This is a genomic window from Olsenella profusa DSM 13989 (genome assembly GCF_030811115.1).
GTDB classification, from domain to species: Bacteria; Actinomycetota; Coriobacteriia; order Coriobacteriales; family Atopobiaceae; genus Olsenella_F; species Olsenella_F profusa.
The window spans coordinates 1,071,418-1,088,779 of record NZ_JAUSQK010000001.1; the positions used below are offsets into that span (position 1 = coordinate 1,071,418).

A 17,362-nucleotide genomic window follows, 5' to 3' on the forward strand; every position below is an offset into this window, starting at 1 on the left:
TGCGGGCGCACGACAGACACGGACACACGAAGCCACCCCATGTGGTGGGCAAGGAGGGACCATGGCACAGCGCAAGGAGATCTACCTGGCAGGAGGCTGCTTCTGGGGCATCGACGAGTACTTCTCGCGCATCCCCGGCGTGGTGGCCACGGAGAGCGGCTATGCCAACGGCAGCACGGCCAACCCCAGTTACGAGGAGGTCTGTCACGGCTCAGGCCATGCGGAGACCGTGCGGGTGCGCTATGACCCCGAGCGTGTGGCCCTGGAGGTCATCGTCCGCCAGCTCTTCAAGGTCATCGATCCCACGTTGCGCAACCGGCAGGGCAACGACCGCGGTGTGCAGTACCGCACCGGCGTGTACTACACCGACGAGGCGGACCTGCCCGTGCTGCGCCAGGTCTTCGCAGACGAGCAGGCCGCCTACGACAAACCCATCGTCACCGAACTCATGCCCCTCGAGAACTTCTACATCGCCGAGGAGTATCACCAGGACTACCTCAAGAAGAACCCTGGCGGCTACTGCCACGTGGACTTCTCCTCGCTCAAGGGCCTGGGCTAGGGACTCGCTCGCCTACGCCTCGATGACCGTGGGCTCCTTGGGGTAGTGGTTCATGACCTCGCAGCCGTCCTCGGTGACGATGAGCAGGTCCTCGATGCGCACGCCGATCTCGCCGGGGATGTAGATGCCCGGCTCGATGGAGAAGCACTGGCCAACCTGCACGGGCTCGTCATGTGTGGACGAGACGTCGCCGGGCTCGTGGGCCGTGAGGCCGATCTGATGACCCAGGCGATGCGTGAAGTACGGACCGTACCCCGCATCCTCTATGATGCGCCGCGCCGTGAGGTCTATCTCGGCAAACGTGACGCCGGGCCGCACGATGGCCTCGGCGGCCTCGTTGGCACGGCGCACGGTGTCATACACCTCCAGCTGTCGTGCGGTGGGCTGGGCCGTGAAGAACGTGCGTGTCATGTCCGAGCAGTACCAGTCCCTCCTGCAACCCACGTCAAAGAGCACCATGTCGTCCCTGTGCAGCACGGTGTCATCCGGCTCGTGATGCGGGTCGGCGGCATTGGCACCAAAGCTCACGATGGGCGTGAAGCTGTGATCCTCGGCGCCCAGGCGGCGATACTCGCCAAGCAGCCCCTCGGCGATGGCCCGCTCGGTCACGCCCTCGTGCACCTGTGCCCTGAGCCAGTCCATGGCCTGGTCGTTCACGCTGCTGGCGGCACGCATGAGATCCTGCTCGTCAGGGGACTTGATGGAGCGGGCCCTATCCACGGCCTCGGACGCAAGCACGAATCCGCTTGCTGCGCCGACATCCATGAGGGGCAGGAGCCAGCGCGCGACAAGGCCCTTGTCCACGCCCAGCGGTGCGGCATGGTTGGTGCGGGCGGCAACCAGGGGTACGGGATCATCGGTGTCATCAAAGGTCACCACATCGTCCGCCCTGCCGCTGGCATCGGGGAACAGGCGATTGGCAAACAGCGTCGTGCGCACGCGGCCGTCTGCATCCATGCGGAGACAGAGTGCCAGAAAGCGCTCATAGGGCTCCGTGAAGTATCCTGTGAGGTACCAGATGGAGAGTGGCTCGCATACCAGCATCTGCGTAAGTCCCTGCTTCCTAAGGTTCTGCAGCACACGCATGGTGCGCCTGTCCGTTTCTTGGGCCATGTCATACCTCCTGGTAACTTTGTGTGAACAAATGTACCCTAGCGCGTTTGTGCCATAAAATGAACATTTAGAGCAAAGGACATCGCTGTCGCGTCTGCGGCTTGGCACTACGTACGTGGAGGTTCTTGATGGAGGTCACGGTTCCGTCCGTTAACAGGGTCGATCAGATTCACGAGGAACTGAGCAAGCTCAAGGGCACGCGCCTCAGGGTGCGTGCGAACCTTGGTCGCTCCCGTATCGTCGAGCGTAGCGGCGTGCTGGTAGGCATCCACCCCTCCCTCTTTGTGGTCGAGGTCGAGGAACGTCGTGGACGCAAGGCACGTCAGTCCTACCAGTACGTGGACGTGCTCACCTCCACCGTGGAGATCTACGATCCCGACACCGGGGAGCGCCTGCTGGACTTCTCCGAGGTGGAGTAGGGCATGAGCATGGAGGTGCTCCTCAAGGCACCGGCAAAGCTCAACTTGCACCTGGGCATCCATCCCAGGCGCGACGTGCGAGGCTATCATCGGGCGGATTCCCTGATGGTGGCTGTGGGCCTCTTTGATGAGGTCAGGATATGGGAGCGTGCGTCGGGGAGCGGCCTTTCCCTCTCCCTGAGCGAGGACGTGGGCGTGCCCGCGGAGCGGAATACCGTCTGGGTTGCCGCCCAACGCCTGTGCGAGGCATGCGACAGACCCAAGGATTATGCGATTGACGTGCGCAAGGCCATTCCCGTCCAAAGCGGGCTGGGTGGCTCGTCCTCGGATGCGGCCGGCGTGATTCTGGGGCTCTGCCGGCTGTGGGGTGTCGATGTGGGCGATCGGCGCGTGATGGACGTCGCCCGCTCCGTGGGTGCGGATGTCCCCTTCTTCCTGCGGCCACGGCCTTCGCTGTTCGCGGGGGTAGGGGATGTGCTGGAGCAAACGTTGCCCGAGATCAAGGGGCTGCCCATCGTGTTGGTGCGGCCGCGTGATGGGGTGTCGACACCTGCCGCCTACCGTGCCTTCGATGAGGCGCCCATCAAGCCACGCTCGCCCGAGGCGATGTGGCGGGCCGTCGGGCAGCGCGATGCCGCTGCCATTGCCGCGGCGCTCTACAACAACCTGGCTCTAGCTGCCGTGCGGCTGGTGCCTGCCTGTGCCGATGTCGTCTCGTGGCTCAAGATGCAGCCAGGTGTGCTTGGTGCCCAGGTGACCGGCTCGGGAAGCTGCACCTTTGGCATCTGTGAGCGCGCAGATGTTGCGGCGGAGGTGGCCGCTCGTGCGTATGGGCTGCGCGAGGGCTGGTGGACGTTCGCGTGCGAGACGGTTGGTTTGGGCGCACAGTTCTGTTAGAGTGACTCCGCTACGGGACGTAGCGCAGTTTGGTAGCGCGCACGGTTCGGGACCGTGAGGTCGCTGGTTCGAATCCAGTCGTCCCGACCACGGAAGTGCAGTTCAGGGGCTACTTTTAGCCCCTGAACTCCTTGTGTGACATGAAGCTGAAAAAGCCAAGCCCTTGCGCCGAAAAAGTCGATCCTCTGCGGTTCGGCCTTTCGGACGCAGATGAATACATGCGCCATTTGATTCGTGCGCCAGCGCCATGGCGTCCATAAGGCTTGCACACACGTGGCGCGGCCTTGCCATGGAGTCAACAAAAATGGAGAGTCGACCCTCTCAAACAAGGGGAAATGGTCTTGTCTTGCGCGGCGGCGCAGCTCTCATTTGCGATGCCGGTACGGCTCGCGGCGGTGGGAAACATCGATGACGAGGACGATCAGCAGCTTGTCTTCGATGTCGCGTACGATTCGGTAGTCGTCGGCCCGATAGCGCCACAGGCCAGCCATGTTACCGACAAGCGCCTTACCCATACTTCTCGGGTCTTCAAGCTGTGAAATCTCCCTGAGCTTCGTTGTGATCTGCTTGGCTACCTGCTTGTCCAGCATCCTCATCAAGCGCTGGACGTCCTTGTCAATCTCAACCCGTCAAGCCAAGGCTTTTCTCCAGCCCATCAAGCGTCACAGCTGTAGATGAGGGAGCGAATTGGCCCCAAGTGCGTGCTGGCTCGTTCCTCCAGGCGCCTCAGGTGGCCCCCAAAGGCCCCTCTCACACGGCTTTGCTCCCTCATTCTGTCGTAAAAGCAACACAAGTGGCCCTTCTCTCCCCTATATCATGGCTCCTTGTTGGGGAGAGGGCACGCACTTGGGGCCGATTCGCTCCATGAGCATAGCACCAGCAACTATGGCGCTTGCCACATGCGTCCCTGTGCCTAGCGCCGCGGCACACACGACGGTCTATGTTGGATATCAAACGCAATTGTGTTTGGGAAGCCCTACCCTTGATGCTGAGCGAGCCGATATGAAGGTAACTCTCGCGGGAGGAGACGGCATGGGTCTGTTGGCAGGTAGCGTGTTTTCCCTGGGTGCACGGAACGCCCCCATCGCGGGCTGTACCACGTCGGAGTCGCTTTATCGTGCCGACGCGTTTGTCGTGTCGACGTTCTCGCTCGCCCCTCGCACGGACATCAGTGCCGAGAGCTACGCCTATCACAAGCTCCTCATGGGCCTGGCCGGGCAGGTGCAGGTGTACCTGCAGGCAGGATGCGGCTGGCAGCTGGATGAGGGGGCGACGCTCGTCACGCCCAAGGACGCCCCCGTGGGGGTGCGTAGCTCCAATGGTGGTGTTTACCTGGAGATTTCCATGACGGAGGAGGCATCTATGAACGAGGCACTCGCAGCAGGTGAGGTAGTGAGGCTGGCAGACCTGCTGCCCTATCGGGAGGGCAGGGTCGTCAACATGGACCTGGCCCACAACGAGGGCTTCAAGCTCGCGCTCATGAGCTTTGATGCCGGCACGGGGCTTGATGAGCATGCCGCTCCCGGCGAGGCGCTGGTCTTTGCGCTCGACGGCGAGGGCATCATCGGCTATGAGGGCAGCGAGCACGTGATTCACGTGGGGGAGAACTTCAAGTTCGATCGTGGCGGCAGGCACTATGTCCGTGCCGACAGGCCCTTCAAGATGGCGCTGCTTCTTACCCTGCACTAGGAGAGGAGACGACCATGCGCAAGCAGGTAACGGGAAACGTCAGCTGGGTGGGCTACGTCGACTGGGAGCTCGAGAGCTTTCATGGCGATGACTACTCCATCAAGCACGGCTCGAGCCAGAACTCCTACCTCATCGAGGAGGAGAAGACCGTCCTCATGGACACCGTCTGGGCACCCCACCGCCTTGACTTCGTGAGCAACCTCAAGAGCGAGATCGACCTCACCAAGATCGACTGCATCGTGGCCAACCACGGCGAGTGCGACCATGCCGGCTCACTGACCACGCTCATGGGCGAGATTCCCGACACGCCCATCTACTGCACGGCCAATGCGGTGAAGTCGATCGAGGGACAGTTCGGCAAGCGTGCCTGGGACTTTCACGTGGTCAAGACCGGTGACGCCCTGGACATCGGCAACGGCAAGAAGCTCGTCTTCGTCGAGATGACCATGCTGCACTGGCCCGACTCCATGGCCACGTACCTTACCGGTGACAACGTGCTCTTCTCCATGGACGCGTTCGGCCAGCACCTCTCCGTCGAGGAGCTCTTCGCCGACAAGGCCGACCAGTGCGACCTCTGGCATGAGGCGCAGAAGTACTATGCCAACATCCTGAACCCGTTCTCGCGCTTCGTCGGCCCCAAGCTTGAGCAGATCGCCAGCCTCAACCTGCCCATCGACTACATAGCGCCCGCGCACGGCGGCATCTGGCGCGGAGACGACTGCGCCAGGATCATGGACGCGTATGCCCAGTGGGCCGATGCGTACCAGGAGGATCAGGTCACCATCGCCTACGACACCATGTGGCAGGGCACGGGGCGCATCGCCCATGCCATGGCGGCCGAGGTCCACCGCCAGAGCCCAGACACCGTGGTCAAGGTCTTCAACATCTCCAAGAGCGACAAGAACGAGGTCATGACGGAGGTGCTCAAGTCCAAGGCCCTCTGTGTGGGCTCGCCAACCGAGGGACAGGACATGCTCAGTAGTGTCGCCGGGTGGATGGCCTTCCTGAGATCCCTCAAGTTCCAGGGAAAGAAGGCGGCGGCATTCGGCTGCTACGGCTGGAGCGGCGAGTCGGTCAAGAGGCTCCAGGAGGCGCTCGCGGATGCGGGCTTCGACGTCATAGATGAGAGCGTCCGTGCGCTCTGGGTGCCTGGCGAGGATGACTTCGCCCAGGTGCCGGCCCTTGTTCAGTCCCTGCTGGCATAGGGTGGCCGCCGCGCCGGGCGACCATGTTCCCCTCCGTCCCCTCCGATGGTGCGGGGCCTTCTCCAACGATGAGAAGACCCTCGCACGACCAGGGGCCATGGGACGGTAGGGCCAGGGGCATCCCCTGGCCCTATCCCTGTCGCACGATGGGCGCCAGGCCCTCGAGCACCTCGCCAAACTGCTGCACGACTTCCAGCGTGCCGATGTACTCGTCATGCTCGTCATAGACGGCGTGATACACCACGCGCACGGGGTTCTGTGGGTTGGGGATCCAGCGTTCCACGTGGTCGGTCTCGTGCGCGCGAAAGCTGGCGAGCATCTCCTCGATCATGGGCTTGACCAGGGGAGGATGGCAGCTCCACACCTCGCGGTCGATGCAGGCGAGCGGCCGGTCGAACACGTGGCCCTCGTTGGAGAAGAAGCGCGTGCGCTCGTCGGCATCGATGAACGTGAGGTCAACAGGCAGCAGCTTGAGGACGGCCACCAGCTCCCCCACGGAGACGCTGCCGGTGGGGAGTCTCACGCGCCCATCCTGCACCTCGAGCCCCGGGTTCTCGGGCTTGGGCTGCAGGCCCATCCAGACCTCCGCGTCGAGCCACGTGGGCGCACCGTCGCAGAAGGCCCAGCCAAAGCCGGCAAGGTCACGATAGCAGGCGTACCAATCCTCGCGCGAGAAGTGTTCGAGGGCCAGCGGCAGGAGGATGTTCTCCTCCTTGTACCGCATCTCGCGGATGCGGGTGAGAAGCGCCGTCACGCGCATTGCGTCCGCGGCGGAGAGGGTCTCGTGCCCTGGCGAACCCAGCTCATGGGCGAGGGCACTGCGTTCGCGTAGGATCTCGTCATCCACGCCCCACATCACGTTGGAGGGGCCGTCGAAGCCGTAGCTGTCGAGCAGGGGCATGAGCAGCTGCTCCTTCTTGCCATAGTGCCTCTTGAGGGAGCGGATCCGCTCCAGCCCCACGAGTACGGGGGAGGTATCCGCACCCTCGCTCACCTGGGATCCCAGGGCATCGAGCTCCTTCGTGAGCCCCTCGTTCTCCAGCCTCAGGACCGATGCGGGATGCCCCGCGGGCAGGCCGTCCTCCGCATGGGTGGTGAGCACGGTGCAGCTTGCCTCGTCCTCCACCTCGGCCGCGGTCATGCCGTGGAAGAGCGCGGAGTGCACGTCGCACAGGCGCTGGACCTCGCGTACGGGCATGCCGTCGCGCATGAGCCTCTGCTCCGCCTCGGCAATCTCCGCCGCCGAGACGCTGGAGAAGTCGCGCACGAAGTCGCGGCGCACCTCCTCGAGGGGCTCGCCGTCCGAGAGGCGGCGCACCATGGCGGCAAGCTCGGCCTGACGCGCCTCCTGGGGCGAGGTCGGCGCCTTGGCTGCGATGCGCTGGCTGGCGCCCGTGGGCTCGCGGTCGGGTGTCCCGCCGGCGTCCTCGCCCGCTCCCACGACGGTGAGACCCGCCTCGCGGAAGGCCCTGACCATGTCGGCCACGTCCACGCCCTTGACGTCCGCACCCTTGCGTGGGGTCATGACGCGCCCGGCCGTCTGCATCATGGCGGGGTTCGTGATCTCTCCAAAGCCCAGCGTTACCATGACGTTGACGAAGCGGGGACAGGCGTTTGCGTTCTCCAGGACCGTGCGGTCGAGGTCGACGGTGCTCTCGTCCATGGCGGCCTTCCCTTCAAGTGTTAGTTTTCTTTTACTTGAAGCAAGGGTAGCGGCTTTCTGAAGGCTCATATGTCGCAATTCCAACGCGCGTGCCATCAGTGACGAGTCGCTCTTCAACATGCAGACTTCGCGAAGGAGGCAAATGCCTCCGCCTCGCGCAGGTCCTGTTGTATCCCCGTCTTTGACACTTAACCCTACATAACTCGCACATAAGGGCTGGTAGAGATAGCTATCTGCTGTCTCTGCCGGCCCTCTTCCTTGTGGTAATGGACGCCTTCTGGTGGGTCTTCTTCAAGATCCTCCTCATCTGGCTCTGCGGCACGATCTCGAAGTCGGTGCGGAATCCGAAGGCCTCATGCAGGGCATCGGTTATCTCTGTGCGCACGTAGAGGGGGCGGTATCCCTCGCCCTTGACCTCTTCCATGCGCATGTTCCTCAGGGTGTCTGCGATCTCAGGACAGGTCCAGAGGCACCCGAGCCTCTTCTCGAGGATCCGGTAGATGAGAAGCGCCAGGAAGCAGGTGAGGAAGTGGGCCTCGATGCGGTCCCTGCGCGAGAGGAAGACGGGACGGGCCCTGAACTCGCCCTTCATGATGCGAAAGCACTCCTCGACCTGCCAGCGTCCGGCGGCAACCTTTACGATGCCCAGGACATCCTCGTCGTCGAGCGAGGTAGCCAGGCCGTAGAGGCCGTCCCAGGAGGCTTCCTCCTCGACCTTCCCGTCGTCGACGGAGAGGATGCGCTCCTCGGCGACCTCGCCCTCCTCGGTCACGGGGGTGGAGGAGACGAAGCGCATGGGGTCCTTGGGCCCCTTGCGGTGCCTCTTGGCCGTCCCGTCCTCGCAGGCCCTGCGCGCCCGCTCCACCTGCGCCTTCCTGATGGAGCTCTGGTAGGCGCGGTACCTGAGGGAGAAGGTGACGATCAGGTTCTGCCCCAGCTCCTCGCCGGTCGCAGGGTCCTTCAGGGACGTCCACATCGTCTTGTAGAAGGTCCTGGCGAAGAGGGCCCGGCGCGTCTTCTCGGGCGTGAGGGGGTCGTCTGCCGCCTTCCGGACCTGGTCGAGGTCGAACGTGCCCGCCTCGCCTGCGCACGACCAGCCCTTGGGGCCGCGCACCCAGTCCCTGACCTCCTTCCTCTGGCCCCTGAGGGAGACCGTGGTGACGAACTGGAGGCTGCCCCTGCTGTTGTGGGCGCGGTTGGCGGCGCTCGAGAGACCGGCGTCCGTGCAGACGACGAGCTTCGAGAGGCCGAACTCGCCTTCGAGCCTCTCTTCCAGAGGGATGAGGGTGGGCTGCTCGGACTCGTTGCCTGGGTAGAGGTCGAAGGCCACGGGAAGCCCGTCTTTGTCCATCATGAGCCCCATGCCCACGATCGGGTTGGGCCGGTGCTCCTTGGAGGGGCCGTACCTTCTGAAGCCGTCTTCCTCTGTGATCTCGAAGTAGTAGTTCGTGCAGTCGTAGAAGAGCGTCTGGCAGCGCCTTCTCGCCAGGGCCTTGCTCCGCTCGAAGGCTCTCCTCTGTATGAGCCCAGAGTTCTCGGCGAGTACGGAGAGCGCCCGGTAGATGTGGTGGCTATCGAAGGCGGGCCCCTCCATCAGCTCCTGGGAGAACTCATGGGTCGCCCGCTTGGACGAGGGCTCGAGGATGCGTCCGTACACGAGCCTGGACAGGACCGAGTCGAGGTCGTAGTCCGCCTTGCTGCGTGAGGCGATGTCTCGGCAGATCTCGGGCAGGCCGAGTGCGGAGTAGATGTCCTGCAGGAAGAGGTAGCCGCAGTTGAACGTATGCCGCGCGCCTGCCCCTATCTGCCTTGTGGGGTCATACGACACCGTGACCTTGCGGGTGAGCTCGCGCTCCTCGAGGGTCATCCTCTTGGCCTCTTCTTTGGCCCAGCTCATCACATCTGTGCCTGGAGGAAGCATCTCCTCGAGCTCGGACCTGGTCCCCAGCCTTCTCGCGATCTTGGAGGTGGGCTTGCCCGTCTCCCTGTCACGGTAGGTCTTGGCTATGTAGAAGGTCTCGGCTGTCTTGGTCCTCGTCACCTGGACTTTCATGACCATCACCTATCTACATGCAACTGCTACCAGATACCACAATATATAGTACCACAACCTGAGCATAGGAAAGCCGGGAATCCCCAGGCAGAACTGGAAATTCCCGGCATATGTGAGCTCTGAATCTAGTGGCTAAGTGTTAAAGTCCCGCGTGGGGTCATGACGCGCCCGGCCGTCTGCATCATGGCGGGGTTCGTGATCTCTCCAAAGCCCAGCGTTACCATGACGTTGACGAAGCGGGGACAGGCGTTTGCGTTCTCCAGGACCGTGCGGTCGAGGTCGACGGTGCTCTCGTCCATGGCGGCCTTCCCTTCAAGTGTTAGTTTTCTTTTACTTGAAGCAAGGGTAGCGGCTTTCTGAAGGCTCATATGTCGCAATTCCAACGCGCGTGCCATCAGTGACGAGTCGCTCTTCAACATGCAGACTTCGCGAAGGAGGCAAATGCCTCCGCCTCGCGCAGGTCCTGTTGTATCCTGTTGTATACTGCTAAGGCTTTTCCACTGAGCCCCGTACCCTCATCGGAAAAGGCAACGGTGGCTCGTCCAGGGGCCATCGCATCGGAAGTGTTCGTAGGAGGAGTCACGTGACTACTAAGTCGACTCAGTACGCCAAGAAGGGCGAGGTCGAGCGCAACTGGGTGCTCATCGACGCCGACGGTGCCACCCTCGGTCGCCTCGCAACCCAGGCCGCCATGATCCTTCGTGGCAAGAACAAGCCCCAGTACACCCCCAACGCCGACACGGGCGACTTCGTGGTCGTCATCAATGCCGACAAGGTGCAGCTTACGGGTACCAAGGCCGAGCACAAGAGCTACTGGCGCTACTCCGGCTGGCTCGGTGGCCTCAAGACCGAGTCCTTCAAGGAGGCCATGGCCAAGCATCCCGAGCGCGTCATCGAGCACGCCGTCAAGGGCATGCTCCCCAAGACCACGCTGGGCCGCAAGCAGGGCATGAAGCTTAAGGTCTATGCCGGCCCCGAGCATCCCCACACCGCTCAGAACCCCACCAAGATCGATCTGGAGGCGTAACCGATGGCTGAGAACACCGCTGTGTACACCGGCACCGGTCGTCGCAAGGAGGCCACCGCGCGCGTGCGCCTGGTTCCTGGCACCGGCAAGGTCACCGTCAATGGCCGTGAGGCTGCCACCTACTTTGGTCGTCAGCAGCTCGTGGACAATGCGCTCGTTCCCTTCAAGGTGACCGACACCATAGGTCGCTTCGACGTCCTCGCCAACTGCGATGGCGGCGGCATCAACGGTCAGTCCGGGGCACTGCGCCTGGGCATCGCCCGCGCCCTGCTCGATGCGGGCGAGTATCGCGCCGACCTCAAGAAGGCGGGCCTACTCACGCGCGACAGCCGTGCTGTGGAGCGCAAGAAGTACGGCCTCAAGAAGGCCCGCAAGCGCCCGCAGTTCTCCAAGCGCTAGGGCGTGCGACAGAGTGCACCTGTGGGGGAGTCGCTTCGGCGGCTCCCCTTTCATCGCATGATAAGAGTATCGTTAATCAGATAATTAGCAAAGCAGAGCCACTTGCCTAAGCTGGTCAATCGCATCTGCACGATTGTCGGCCCCCATGACCGAACGTCCCGCAACCAGTATGTCGGCTCCAGCCTCTACACAAGCGCGGGCGTTTGAGGTATCAATTCCCCCATCGACCTCTAGAAGCGGACTGACATTATTCCTTTTGCATAGGTCGGATAATTCCTGAAGCTTGTAGAAAGTATGAGGAATGAATCGTTGATTGGGCTTTCCGGGATTGACGGCGAGCACGAGTATGAGGTCAATCTCTTGGATGATGGACTCAAGCCAAGAGACTGGCGTACCCGGATTGAGTGCGACACCCGCTTTCTTTCCACAGGAATGTATGTTGTCCACTATGCTTTGCCAATGTCGTGTTGCCTCTAAGTGAAACGTGACCGAGTTCGCGCCGGCCTCGATGACGCTGCGACACATGCGTTCTGGCTGTTCGACCATGAGGTGCACATCAATGGGAAGAGTGGTGCTGGATGCTACGGAGCGAAGGATGGGCTGTCCAAATGAGATGCTATCAACGAAGTGGCCATCCATAATATCAAGGTGTATCAGATCAGCACTTCCTAAACTTTCGAGTTCCTGTTTCAGGACAGAAAAGTCCGCGGACAGTATGGATGGAGCTATAGAGCAGGGATTCTTCATGATTGCTTTCGCATTCCTTATCAGGTGAAACGCAAGCTTGGGACCGATTATGGGCCGAAGTCTCCAAGCTTGCGCATACTTTGAGTCCGTTTTGTCTAACGCATGCTATTGATAGCTATGCATGCCCAGCCGCTAGTCGCGCACCCACATCCCCACTGGGGTGGTTTATGAGGAACTGTTCACGCGAATAGTGATTTTCTTGCATGATATTGATAGCTATCGCATCGAAGACGGACATGGTGGCAAGGGTGCTGGCCGTTGCCAGCATGTTGTACGTATCTGGCTCTCGATCTATTTGTACCTCAAGGAACAAATCCGCAGCTTCACTGATTGGAGAGTGTGCGGCTTCTCCAACGCTAACGATAGTAGTCTGCTTTTTCTGGAGGTTGGGAATGAAACTTAGGAGCTCCTGGGTGACCCCTCCTTTCGAGAGGAAAATGACGATGTCTCCCTTATGAACAGCGCCCAAACCACCATGAACGGCATCACTTGGCTCTAAAAAGAAGGCCCGCACGCCAATTACCTGTAAGGTGTGGATAGCCTTTCGCGCGGCTACGGCAGAGGTACCACAGCCAGTGAAAAACACATTGCCCCTACAGGAGCTAATCATGTCGGACAGCTTCACTAGCTCATCTAGGTGGACCTTCTCTGAGAGCTTGATGAGCTCTTCCCCCTCGGCACGAATGACGGACCGTAGCGTATCGGCACTCATCAGAATCAGTCCTCCGTTCCTATGATGACGATATTGCAATGACGATTGCGCTCTCGCGTTTGGTCGAAGTCTACGAAGTAAATCGATCCCACTGCTCCAATCAGAAGCTCCTTGTCCTTAATGGGAAAGGTCTCACTTGCTCCGAACAGGTCACTGCGCAGGTGCCCATCAGTGTTCAGCATGGTCCATGCCTGTGCGGGGTAGTCGGGATCCTTTTTTGTCATCCCATAGGCTATGTGTTTGGGGCCCGGACTATGGTATTGGTTCTCGGTCGTCTGTCGTGGGGCAATTCTGTCCAGCATCTGATCGAGATCAACATGAAGGTATTCGTCACCATAGTAGTTGCGATCATGCATGAACTCATCAAAGTAGACTGAGCAGGTCGTATGGGCAGACGCAATAGTACATATACCGTTTCGAACAGCGCTCTCAGCTACAATGCCCCTGACGTTCTCGGTGATGTTGTGGTATGAGGGACGTCCACTGACGGTATGCAAATCTATCCTTGCATGATGGACAATCATCTCGTCACCTACAAGTTAAGTTGTTCTTTAATCTGATCAAAGACGACGTTGGCTCCAACGCCTGTAAGGATGGCGAGACCATTTATGACCTTGTCCTGGATGTAGCTCGGAACCTGTGTCGTCGTAAGGACGGCGTCGTAGTGACCATCTTGGATGTTGTCGATTTCTGAGGCTACGGCGGACTGTCTGATTTCTACAGTATTGCGTAGTCCTTCGCTATCTAACCACTGCTCCACTTTGTTTCTGACAATTGTCGAGGTCGCATGGCCAGCACCACACATAATCAAAAGCTTTTTCATGTTCTTATGCCCCTTGAGTTATGCTGCACGATGGGTATGGATGTGATCTTCTAAGCTTGGTTCCATTTCTTGATGCGGTTCATGTAGAACAGGATTCCGAGTAAGATTACGGTGAGTATGCCAACGCCTGCGTACCCAAAGAACTGCGCTGACCCCAGAGTTATAACGTTGGGCCAAAGGCCTGCGGTTACAAATGAAACGATGCTTCCTCCTGCATCGTAACCGGCAATCTGGTAGGCACTGGTGAAGGCGGGAGCAATCCATGTGGAGAGATAGAGCATGGTAACAACGTAGACCGCACTGCCAAGCACGGAACGAATGATGTCTCCCCGATATGCGGCAACGGTAAGACAGAGTGCATAGACAAGCATGGGAAGATCGCCGAGAGGCAAGACCTTGTTTCCAGGGAGAATAACTGCAAGGAGCAAGGTAACAGGAATCATGAGGAGAGAGACGGCAAGGACGGCAGGATTACCAACAGTAAGAGCCGCATCCATGCCAATGTTGAGCGTCTTACCATGTAGATGCTTTGAGGTGAATTCTTGGGTTGCGCCTGCAATTGGAGTGAGGCCTTCCATGAACATCGCGATCATCTTGGGAAGCAATGCCAAGACCGCTGCCGTCTCCATGCCTAGCTGACAGATGTGACCGAACTCGAAACCGGCGAGAACGCCCATGACAATGCCAATGATGAACCCAATGATGATGGGATTGCCAAAGAAACCAAACTTCTTCTGAATAGTTTCTGGATCGATTTCAGTCCTCTTGAAGAAGGGAATATGATCGAAGAGCCAGTTGATAGGAGTTGCAAGGACGAGACCGGAGAGGGCCATCACATGCGTGATGGATATACCTGGTAGGTTGAAAAATTCACTAACCTTGGGTTGGAACGCATCGGCAAGAATGAGCTCAATGAGGAAGAATGGAACCATAACGAGAATGGCGAGCAAGTAATCACCCGTCACGCCCCAAGTCATGATACCGACGAATGCCGATTGCCAGAGGTTCCAGATATCAACGTTAAGGGTTTTGGTGAGCCCCGTGAAAATAAGTACGAGGTTGATGAAGATGGCGATAGGAATGATGATGATTCCCAAGGTAGTCGAGAAGGCGAGTGGACCACCTATACCGTTCCCCACATCCAGAATGCTTAGGGAGAGGCCAAAGTTGGAGACCATGGCCTGAACGGCGGGCTCCAAGGCGGTGGATAGGATACTGATGATGGCATTGGTGCCAATCATACCGATGCCTACGGTCAGTCCCGCGAGAATGGCCTTGGTAGGCCTAAGCTGGACTATCAAACCAAGTATGATAATGACGATGGGAATAAGGACGATGCCGCCCAGGCTGGTAACGAAATTAAGTGCCAATTGAAGCATTCCTGGACTTCCTTCCAAGCGTGTAAAGTGAATTTAGAATCGTGCACGTACGACGAAGTCTCTGGTGAATAAGCCTCCGATTCAGCAAATATGGTTCTCCGTAAGAATTGCCTCTAGCATTTCCATGCTTGTGCAGGCCTGCAGACATTTCACAGCTTTCTGGTTGGAGAGCATGCCCACAAGGTCACCCAGTGCATCTGCTTGCTCATGCGGTTGGCTCATAGCGATAATGAAGACCAGGATCGCTTGCACAGCCTTATCTCTGTCGATCATGTATCGAAAGACAACAGGTTTCTTAAGCGAGACGAATGCAATCTGCGACTTGTTGACAAAACGAGAATCGGTATGCGGAATTGCCACGCCTGTATAACCGATTTCTAGCCCCGTAGGGTAGTCCTGTTCACGCTTCAGGATGTTTTCTTCGAAATCTGGCTTTACGTCACCTGCATCAAGCAACAATTGAGAGCCGATGTGTATGACATCCTGAGCATTACGAGCGGATGCATGAAAAGCTGCCAATTTATCATCGAAAAACATTGCGTACACCTCCTTCCAGAAGGACGTCTGCCCCTTATTTTTCTCATGAATTTCGTTAAAGAAAAAACGACGAGCCTTCCGCTGCGGAGGAAGTTCTTGATTTGAACTAGATGAATGGCTTTGAGTAAAGTACTCAAAAGAATGCCTGTGAATCATCTGATACGAGGTGTTGAAAATGAAGATGGGCCCCAGCGCACTCATATCCCAACTCATGGAACAAAGTGGCTGGGTGGATGCCAAGACCTTGGCGACTATACTGCATGTGACTCCGAGGACGATCAGAAGCTATGTTCGCCGTCTTAATGAGGAGAGCAATGAGATCATTATAGAATCATCGTCGCGGGGCTATCGACTCGTGAATAATGAGTTTGGCATACAAACAAGACCAAAATCCTCGACGAGCACTTCGGCGGATAGTCGGGCAGAAAGGCTTATCAGAATCCTCTTGGCCACCGATCGACCTCAAAGTATTTACGATATGGCTGACGAGCTACATGTATCTGAGTCAACAATGCAACTTGTCCTTCGAAAGGCACGTAAGATTGTTCAGCCATACAAGTTGGTCATATCTCGTGCCCATGATTCCCTTGTACTTATGGGCAGCGAGTCAGATAAGAGGCGCTTCATCAATCGTATACTCATCGGTAGTAGGAACATGGATTTTTCTGCGCTCACGAATAGCACCGTCCTGAAAAACGGCTATGACGTGCACAAACTCAAGTATGCAATTACGGACGCACTTGCTGAGCACGGACTGACCTGTGATGACTATGGCCTCAACAATATGGTGATGCATCTGGCCATTATGCTGAGTAGGATTGAAGCACAGCAAAGAATGACTGCCGAAGAAGCACCGACTACTGGCAACGCATCCCCAGAGGTCATGTGTGCCACCGAGGTATGCATGGCGCTGGGAGAGTCCCTTGGCATCAGCATCGATGATCCAGACAGGTTCTATTTTGCTTTGGTGATAGAAGCAAACACCCGACGAGCAACGGCAGCTGGAATCATGACAAGTGGAAATGCGCCAGTATTCGAGGAACGGGACCTCTCGATTGCCGAACATGCCGCAGAAAGGGTGTCCACGACCTATTGCCTAGAGCGATTCTCCACCGAGTTCATTCAGCAGCTTGCTGTACACATACATGCGCTTATCAGTCGTGCCGCTACTAACACCTTTGTATATAACCCGCTGGTTAACGAGGTAAGATCAGAGTACCCCCTGATTCATGATATGGCAGTCGTTATGGCAGATGCCATCTCCCGTGAGGCGAGCATCAGGCTGACAGAGGATGAGATCGCATTTTTTACCTTTCACATCGGTGGGTACCTGCAGAATAGGTGCATGATAGATCGGGACTGTGTTACTTGCGTTGTCCTCTATATCAATTATCACAATATGCAGGACTATTTTATCCAGCGACTCCGAAGTCTTTTTAAGACTCAGTTGCAAATCATTTCGGTGCAGAGTGTCTTTGATTACGATTCGACTCGACTAGACTGTGAATTGATATTGTCACCATTGGAGGTGGATGTTCCGGAGGGCTGTAGGAGGGTAGTCATAAGTCCACTCTTTGGGAGAGAAGATGAAGAGGCGGTACGCAAGGCTGTCAACGAGATATCCCAAAAGAAGAGAGGAAGGCAGCTAGAATCCACTATTGCGCAGTTCTTGAGGCCTGACTTCTTTAAGCTTAACTTTTATCCTGGAAACTATGACGAGTTGATTGCAGCTATGGTTTTGGATTGTCTTGATAAGGGGCTGGTTGGCGAGGGTTATCTTGAGAAGGTTCTTGAGCGTGAAGCGTTGTCACCAACAGTCTTTGACAATCTCGTGGCTGTGCCACATACAGTGGAACCTGCGGCTCTGAGGTCGTTTCTATACCTCGTCATCAACGATCGGCCGGTTGCATGGGGACAATCAAGTGCCAATATCATACTTCTACTGGGGATTTCCGAGAATGATAGGGAATCTTTTACAAATTTCTACAGCGATTTTCTCTCTATACTCAGTAATGCAAAAAATGCGAGTGAGCTTATCGGTAGCGTCTCATACGAGGACTTCATGAGACGTCTTACAGCACTTCTCAAGGTCCGGCACAACTAACACCCATGGTCTCTGTAAGACATGTATGTCTTTCTA

19 protein-coding genes and 1 tRNA gene are annotated in these 17,362 nt (G+C 58.0%); 9 read left to right on the plus strand and 11 right to left on the minus strand.

Going from position 1 to position 17,362, the window contains the following annotated elements; translation table 11 throughout:
- Positions 1 to 61: 61 nt before the first annotated feature.
- Complete coding sequence (msrA, locus tag J2S71_RS04895) at positions 62 to 559, plus strand: peptide-methionine (S)-S-oxide reductase MsrA (protein ID WP_307389190.1); 498 nt, start codon at positions 62 to 64, stop codon at positions 557 to 559.
- Between the two features lie 12 nt (positions 560 to 571).
- On the opposite strand, the gene J2S71_RS04900 is transcribed toward msrA, so the two are convergent.
- Entirely contained in the window at positions 572 to 1,672 is a 1,101-nt protein-coding gene (locus J2S71_RS04900) for a M24 family metallopeptidase (RefSeq protein ID WP_307389192.1), read from the minus strand.
- 128 nt (positions 1,673 to 1,800) lie between these two features.
- Here J2S71_RS04900 and J2S71_RS04905 point away from each other — a divergent pair, with 128 nt between their 5' ends.
- The 3 genes from J2S71_RS04905 (at position 1,801) to J2S71_RS04915 (ending at position 3,078) form a co-directional block, all read left to right on the plus strand.
- On the plus strand, positions 1,801 to 2,091 hold the full coding sequence (locus tag J2S71_RS04905) for a Veg family protein (RefSeq protein ID WP_021727292.1): 291 nt from the start codon (positions 1,801 to 1,803) through the stop codon (positions 2,089 to 2,091).
- A gap of 3 nt (positions 2,092 to 2,094) precedes the next feature.
- The gene (ispE, locus tag J2S71_RS04910) at positions 2,095 to 2,988 is read left to right on the plus strand and encodes a 4-(cytidine 5'-diphospho)-2-C-methyl-D-erythritol kinase (RefSeq protein WP_307389194.1); all 894 of its coding nucleotides are present in this window, start codon (positions 2,095 to 2,097) and stop codon (positions 2,986 to 2,988) included.
- A gap of 13 nt (positions 2,989 to 3,001) precedes the next feature.
- A tRNA-Pro gene (locus J2S71_RS04915) sits at positions 3,002 to 3,078 on the plus strand.
- Positions 3,079 to 3,353: 275 nt separating this feature from the next.
- Here the strand turns inward: J2S71_RS04915 and J2S71_RS04920 are convergent.
- On the minus strand, positions 3,354 to 3,608 hold the full coding sequence (locus J2S71_RS04920; RefSeq protein WP_307392434.1) for a type II toxin-antitoxin system RelE family toxin: 255 nt from the start codon (positions 3,606 to 3,608) through the stop codon (positions 3,354 to 3,356).
- A 412-nt stretch (positions 3,609 to 4,020) separates the two neighbouring features.
- Here J2S71_RS04920 and J2S71_RS04925 point away from each other — a divergent pair, with 412 nt between their 5' ends.
- Positions 4,021 to 4,677, plus strand: coding sequence for a cupin domain-containing protein (locus J2S71_RS04925; RefSeq protein WP_021727293.1), 657 nt, complete (start codon positions 4,021 to 4,023; stop codon positions 4,675 to 4,677).
- A 14-nt stretch (positions 4,678 to 4,691) separates the two neighbouring features.
- Complete coding sequence (locus J2S71_RS04930) at positions 4,692 to 5,882, plus strand: oxygen-binding di-iron domain-containing protein (protein WP_307389197.1); 1,191 nt, start codon at positions 4,692 to 4,694, stop codon at positions 5,880 to 5,882.
- 130 nt (positions 5,883 to 6,012) lie between these two features.
- Here J2S71_RS04930 and J2S71_RS04935 read toward each other — a convergent pair whose 3' ends face one another.
- From J2S71_RS04935 to J2S71_RS04945, 3 genes are all read right to left on the minus strand, one after another.
- Complete coding sequence (locus tag J2S71_RS04935; RefSeq protein WP_307389199.1) at positions 6,013 to 7,545, minus strand: DUF438 domain-containing protein; 1,533 nt, start codon at positions 7,543 to 7,545, stop codon at positions 6,013 to 6,015.
- Between the two features lie 229 nt (positions 7,546 to 7,774).
- Entirely contained in the window at positions 7,775 to 9,598 is a 1,824-nt protein-coding gene (locus J2S71_RS04940; protein ID WP_307388512.1) for an IS1634 family transposase, read from the minus strand.
- Between the two features lie 125 nt (positions 9,599 to 9,723).
- On the minus strand, positions 9,724 to 9,897 hold the full coding sequence (locus tag J2S71_RS04945) for a DUF1858 domain-containing protein (protein WP_307389201.1): 174 nt from the start codon (positions 9,895 to 9,897) through the stop codon (positions 9,724 to 9,726).
- A gap of 284 nt (positions 9,898 to 10,181) precedes the next feature.
- On the opposite strand from J2S71_RS04945, the gene rplM reads away from it, so the two are divergent.
- Both rplM and rpsI read left to right on the plus strand, forming a co-directional pair.
- Entirely contained in the window at positions 10,182 to 10,625 is a 444-nt protein-coding gene (gene rplM / locus J2S71_RS04950; RefSeq protein ID WP_021727314.1) for a 50S ribosomal protein L13, read from the plus strand.
- Between the two features lie 3 nt (positions 10,626 to 10,628).
- Positions 10,629 to 11,024 (plus strand): 30S ribosomal protein S9, encoded by a 396-nt coding sequence (rpsI, locus tag J2S71_RS04955; RefSeq protein WP_021727248.1) that lies wholly within the window; start codon positions 10,629 to 10,631, stop codon positions 11,022 to 11,024.
- Positions 11,025 to 11,108: 84 nt separating this feature from the next.
- Here the strand turns inward: rpsI and rpe are convergent, their stop codons facing one another.
- The 6 genes from rpe to J2S71_RS04985 all read right to left on the minus strand — a co-directional run bounded on the left by rpe (position 11,109) and on the right by J2S71_RS04985 (position 15,462).
- Positions 11,109 to 11,771 carry a ribulose-phosphate 3-epimerase gene (gene rpe, locus J2S71_RS04960; protein ID WP_307389203.1) on the minus strand — a complete coding sequence of 221 codons (663 nt, stop codon included), beginning with the start codon at positions 11,769 to 11,771 and terminating at the stop codon, positions 11,109 to 11,111.
- Positions 11,772 to 11,886: 115 nt separating this feature from the next.
- Positions 11,887 to 12,483: a KpsF/GutQ family sugar-phosphate isomerase gene (locus J2S71_RS04965; protein ID WP_282742806.1), complete on the minus strand. Its 597-nt coding sequence runs from the start codon at positions 12,481 to 12,483 to the stop codon at positions 11,887 to 11,889.
- A gap of 5 nt (positions 12,484 to 12,488) precedes the next feature.
- Positions 12,489 to 13,007: a YjbQ family protein gene (locus tag J2S71_RS04970; protein ID WP_040652456.1), complete on the minus strand. Its 519-nt coding sequence runs from the start codon at positions 13,005 to 13,007 to the stop codon at positions 12,489 to 12,491.
- A gap of 8 nt (positions 13,008 to 13,015) precedes the next feature.
- Positions 13,016 to 13,306, minus strand: a complete 291-nt coding sequence (locus J2S71_RS04975; RefSeq protein ID WP_021727203.1) for a PTS sugar transporter subunit IIB — start codon at positions 13,304 to 13,306, stop codon at positions 13,016 to 13,018.
- A gap of 50 nt (positions 13,307 to 13,356) precedes the next feature.
- Positions 13,357 to 14,685: a PTS galactitol transporter subunit IIC gene (locus J2S71_RS04980; RefSeq protein WP_021727275.1), complete on the minus strand. Its 1,329-nt coding sequence runs from the start codon at positions 14,683 to 14,685 to the stop codon at positions 13,357 to 13,359.
- Positions 14,686 to 14,766: 81 nt separating this feature from the next.
- Complete coding sequence (locus J2S71_RS04985; RefSeq protein ID WP_232204533.1) at positions 14,767 to 15,462, minus strand: PTS sugar transporter subunit IIA; 696 nt, start codon at positions 15,460 to 15,462, stop codon at positions 14,767 to 14,769.
- Here J2S71_RS04985 and J2S71_RS04990 point away from each other — a divergent pair.
- Positions 15,434 to 17,326: a BglG family transcription antiterminator gene (locus tag J2S71_RS04990; RefSeq protein ID WP_307389208.1), complete on the plus strand. Its 1,893-nt coding sequence runs from the start codon at positions 15,434 to 15,436 to the stop codon at positions 17,324 to 17,326. The two genes, J2S71_RS04985 and J2S71_RS04990, sit on opposite strands and share 29 nt — an antisense overlap.
- The last annotated feature ends 36 nt before the right edge of the window (positions 17,327 to 17,362 follow it).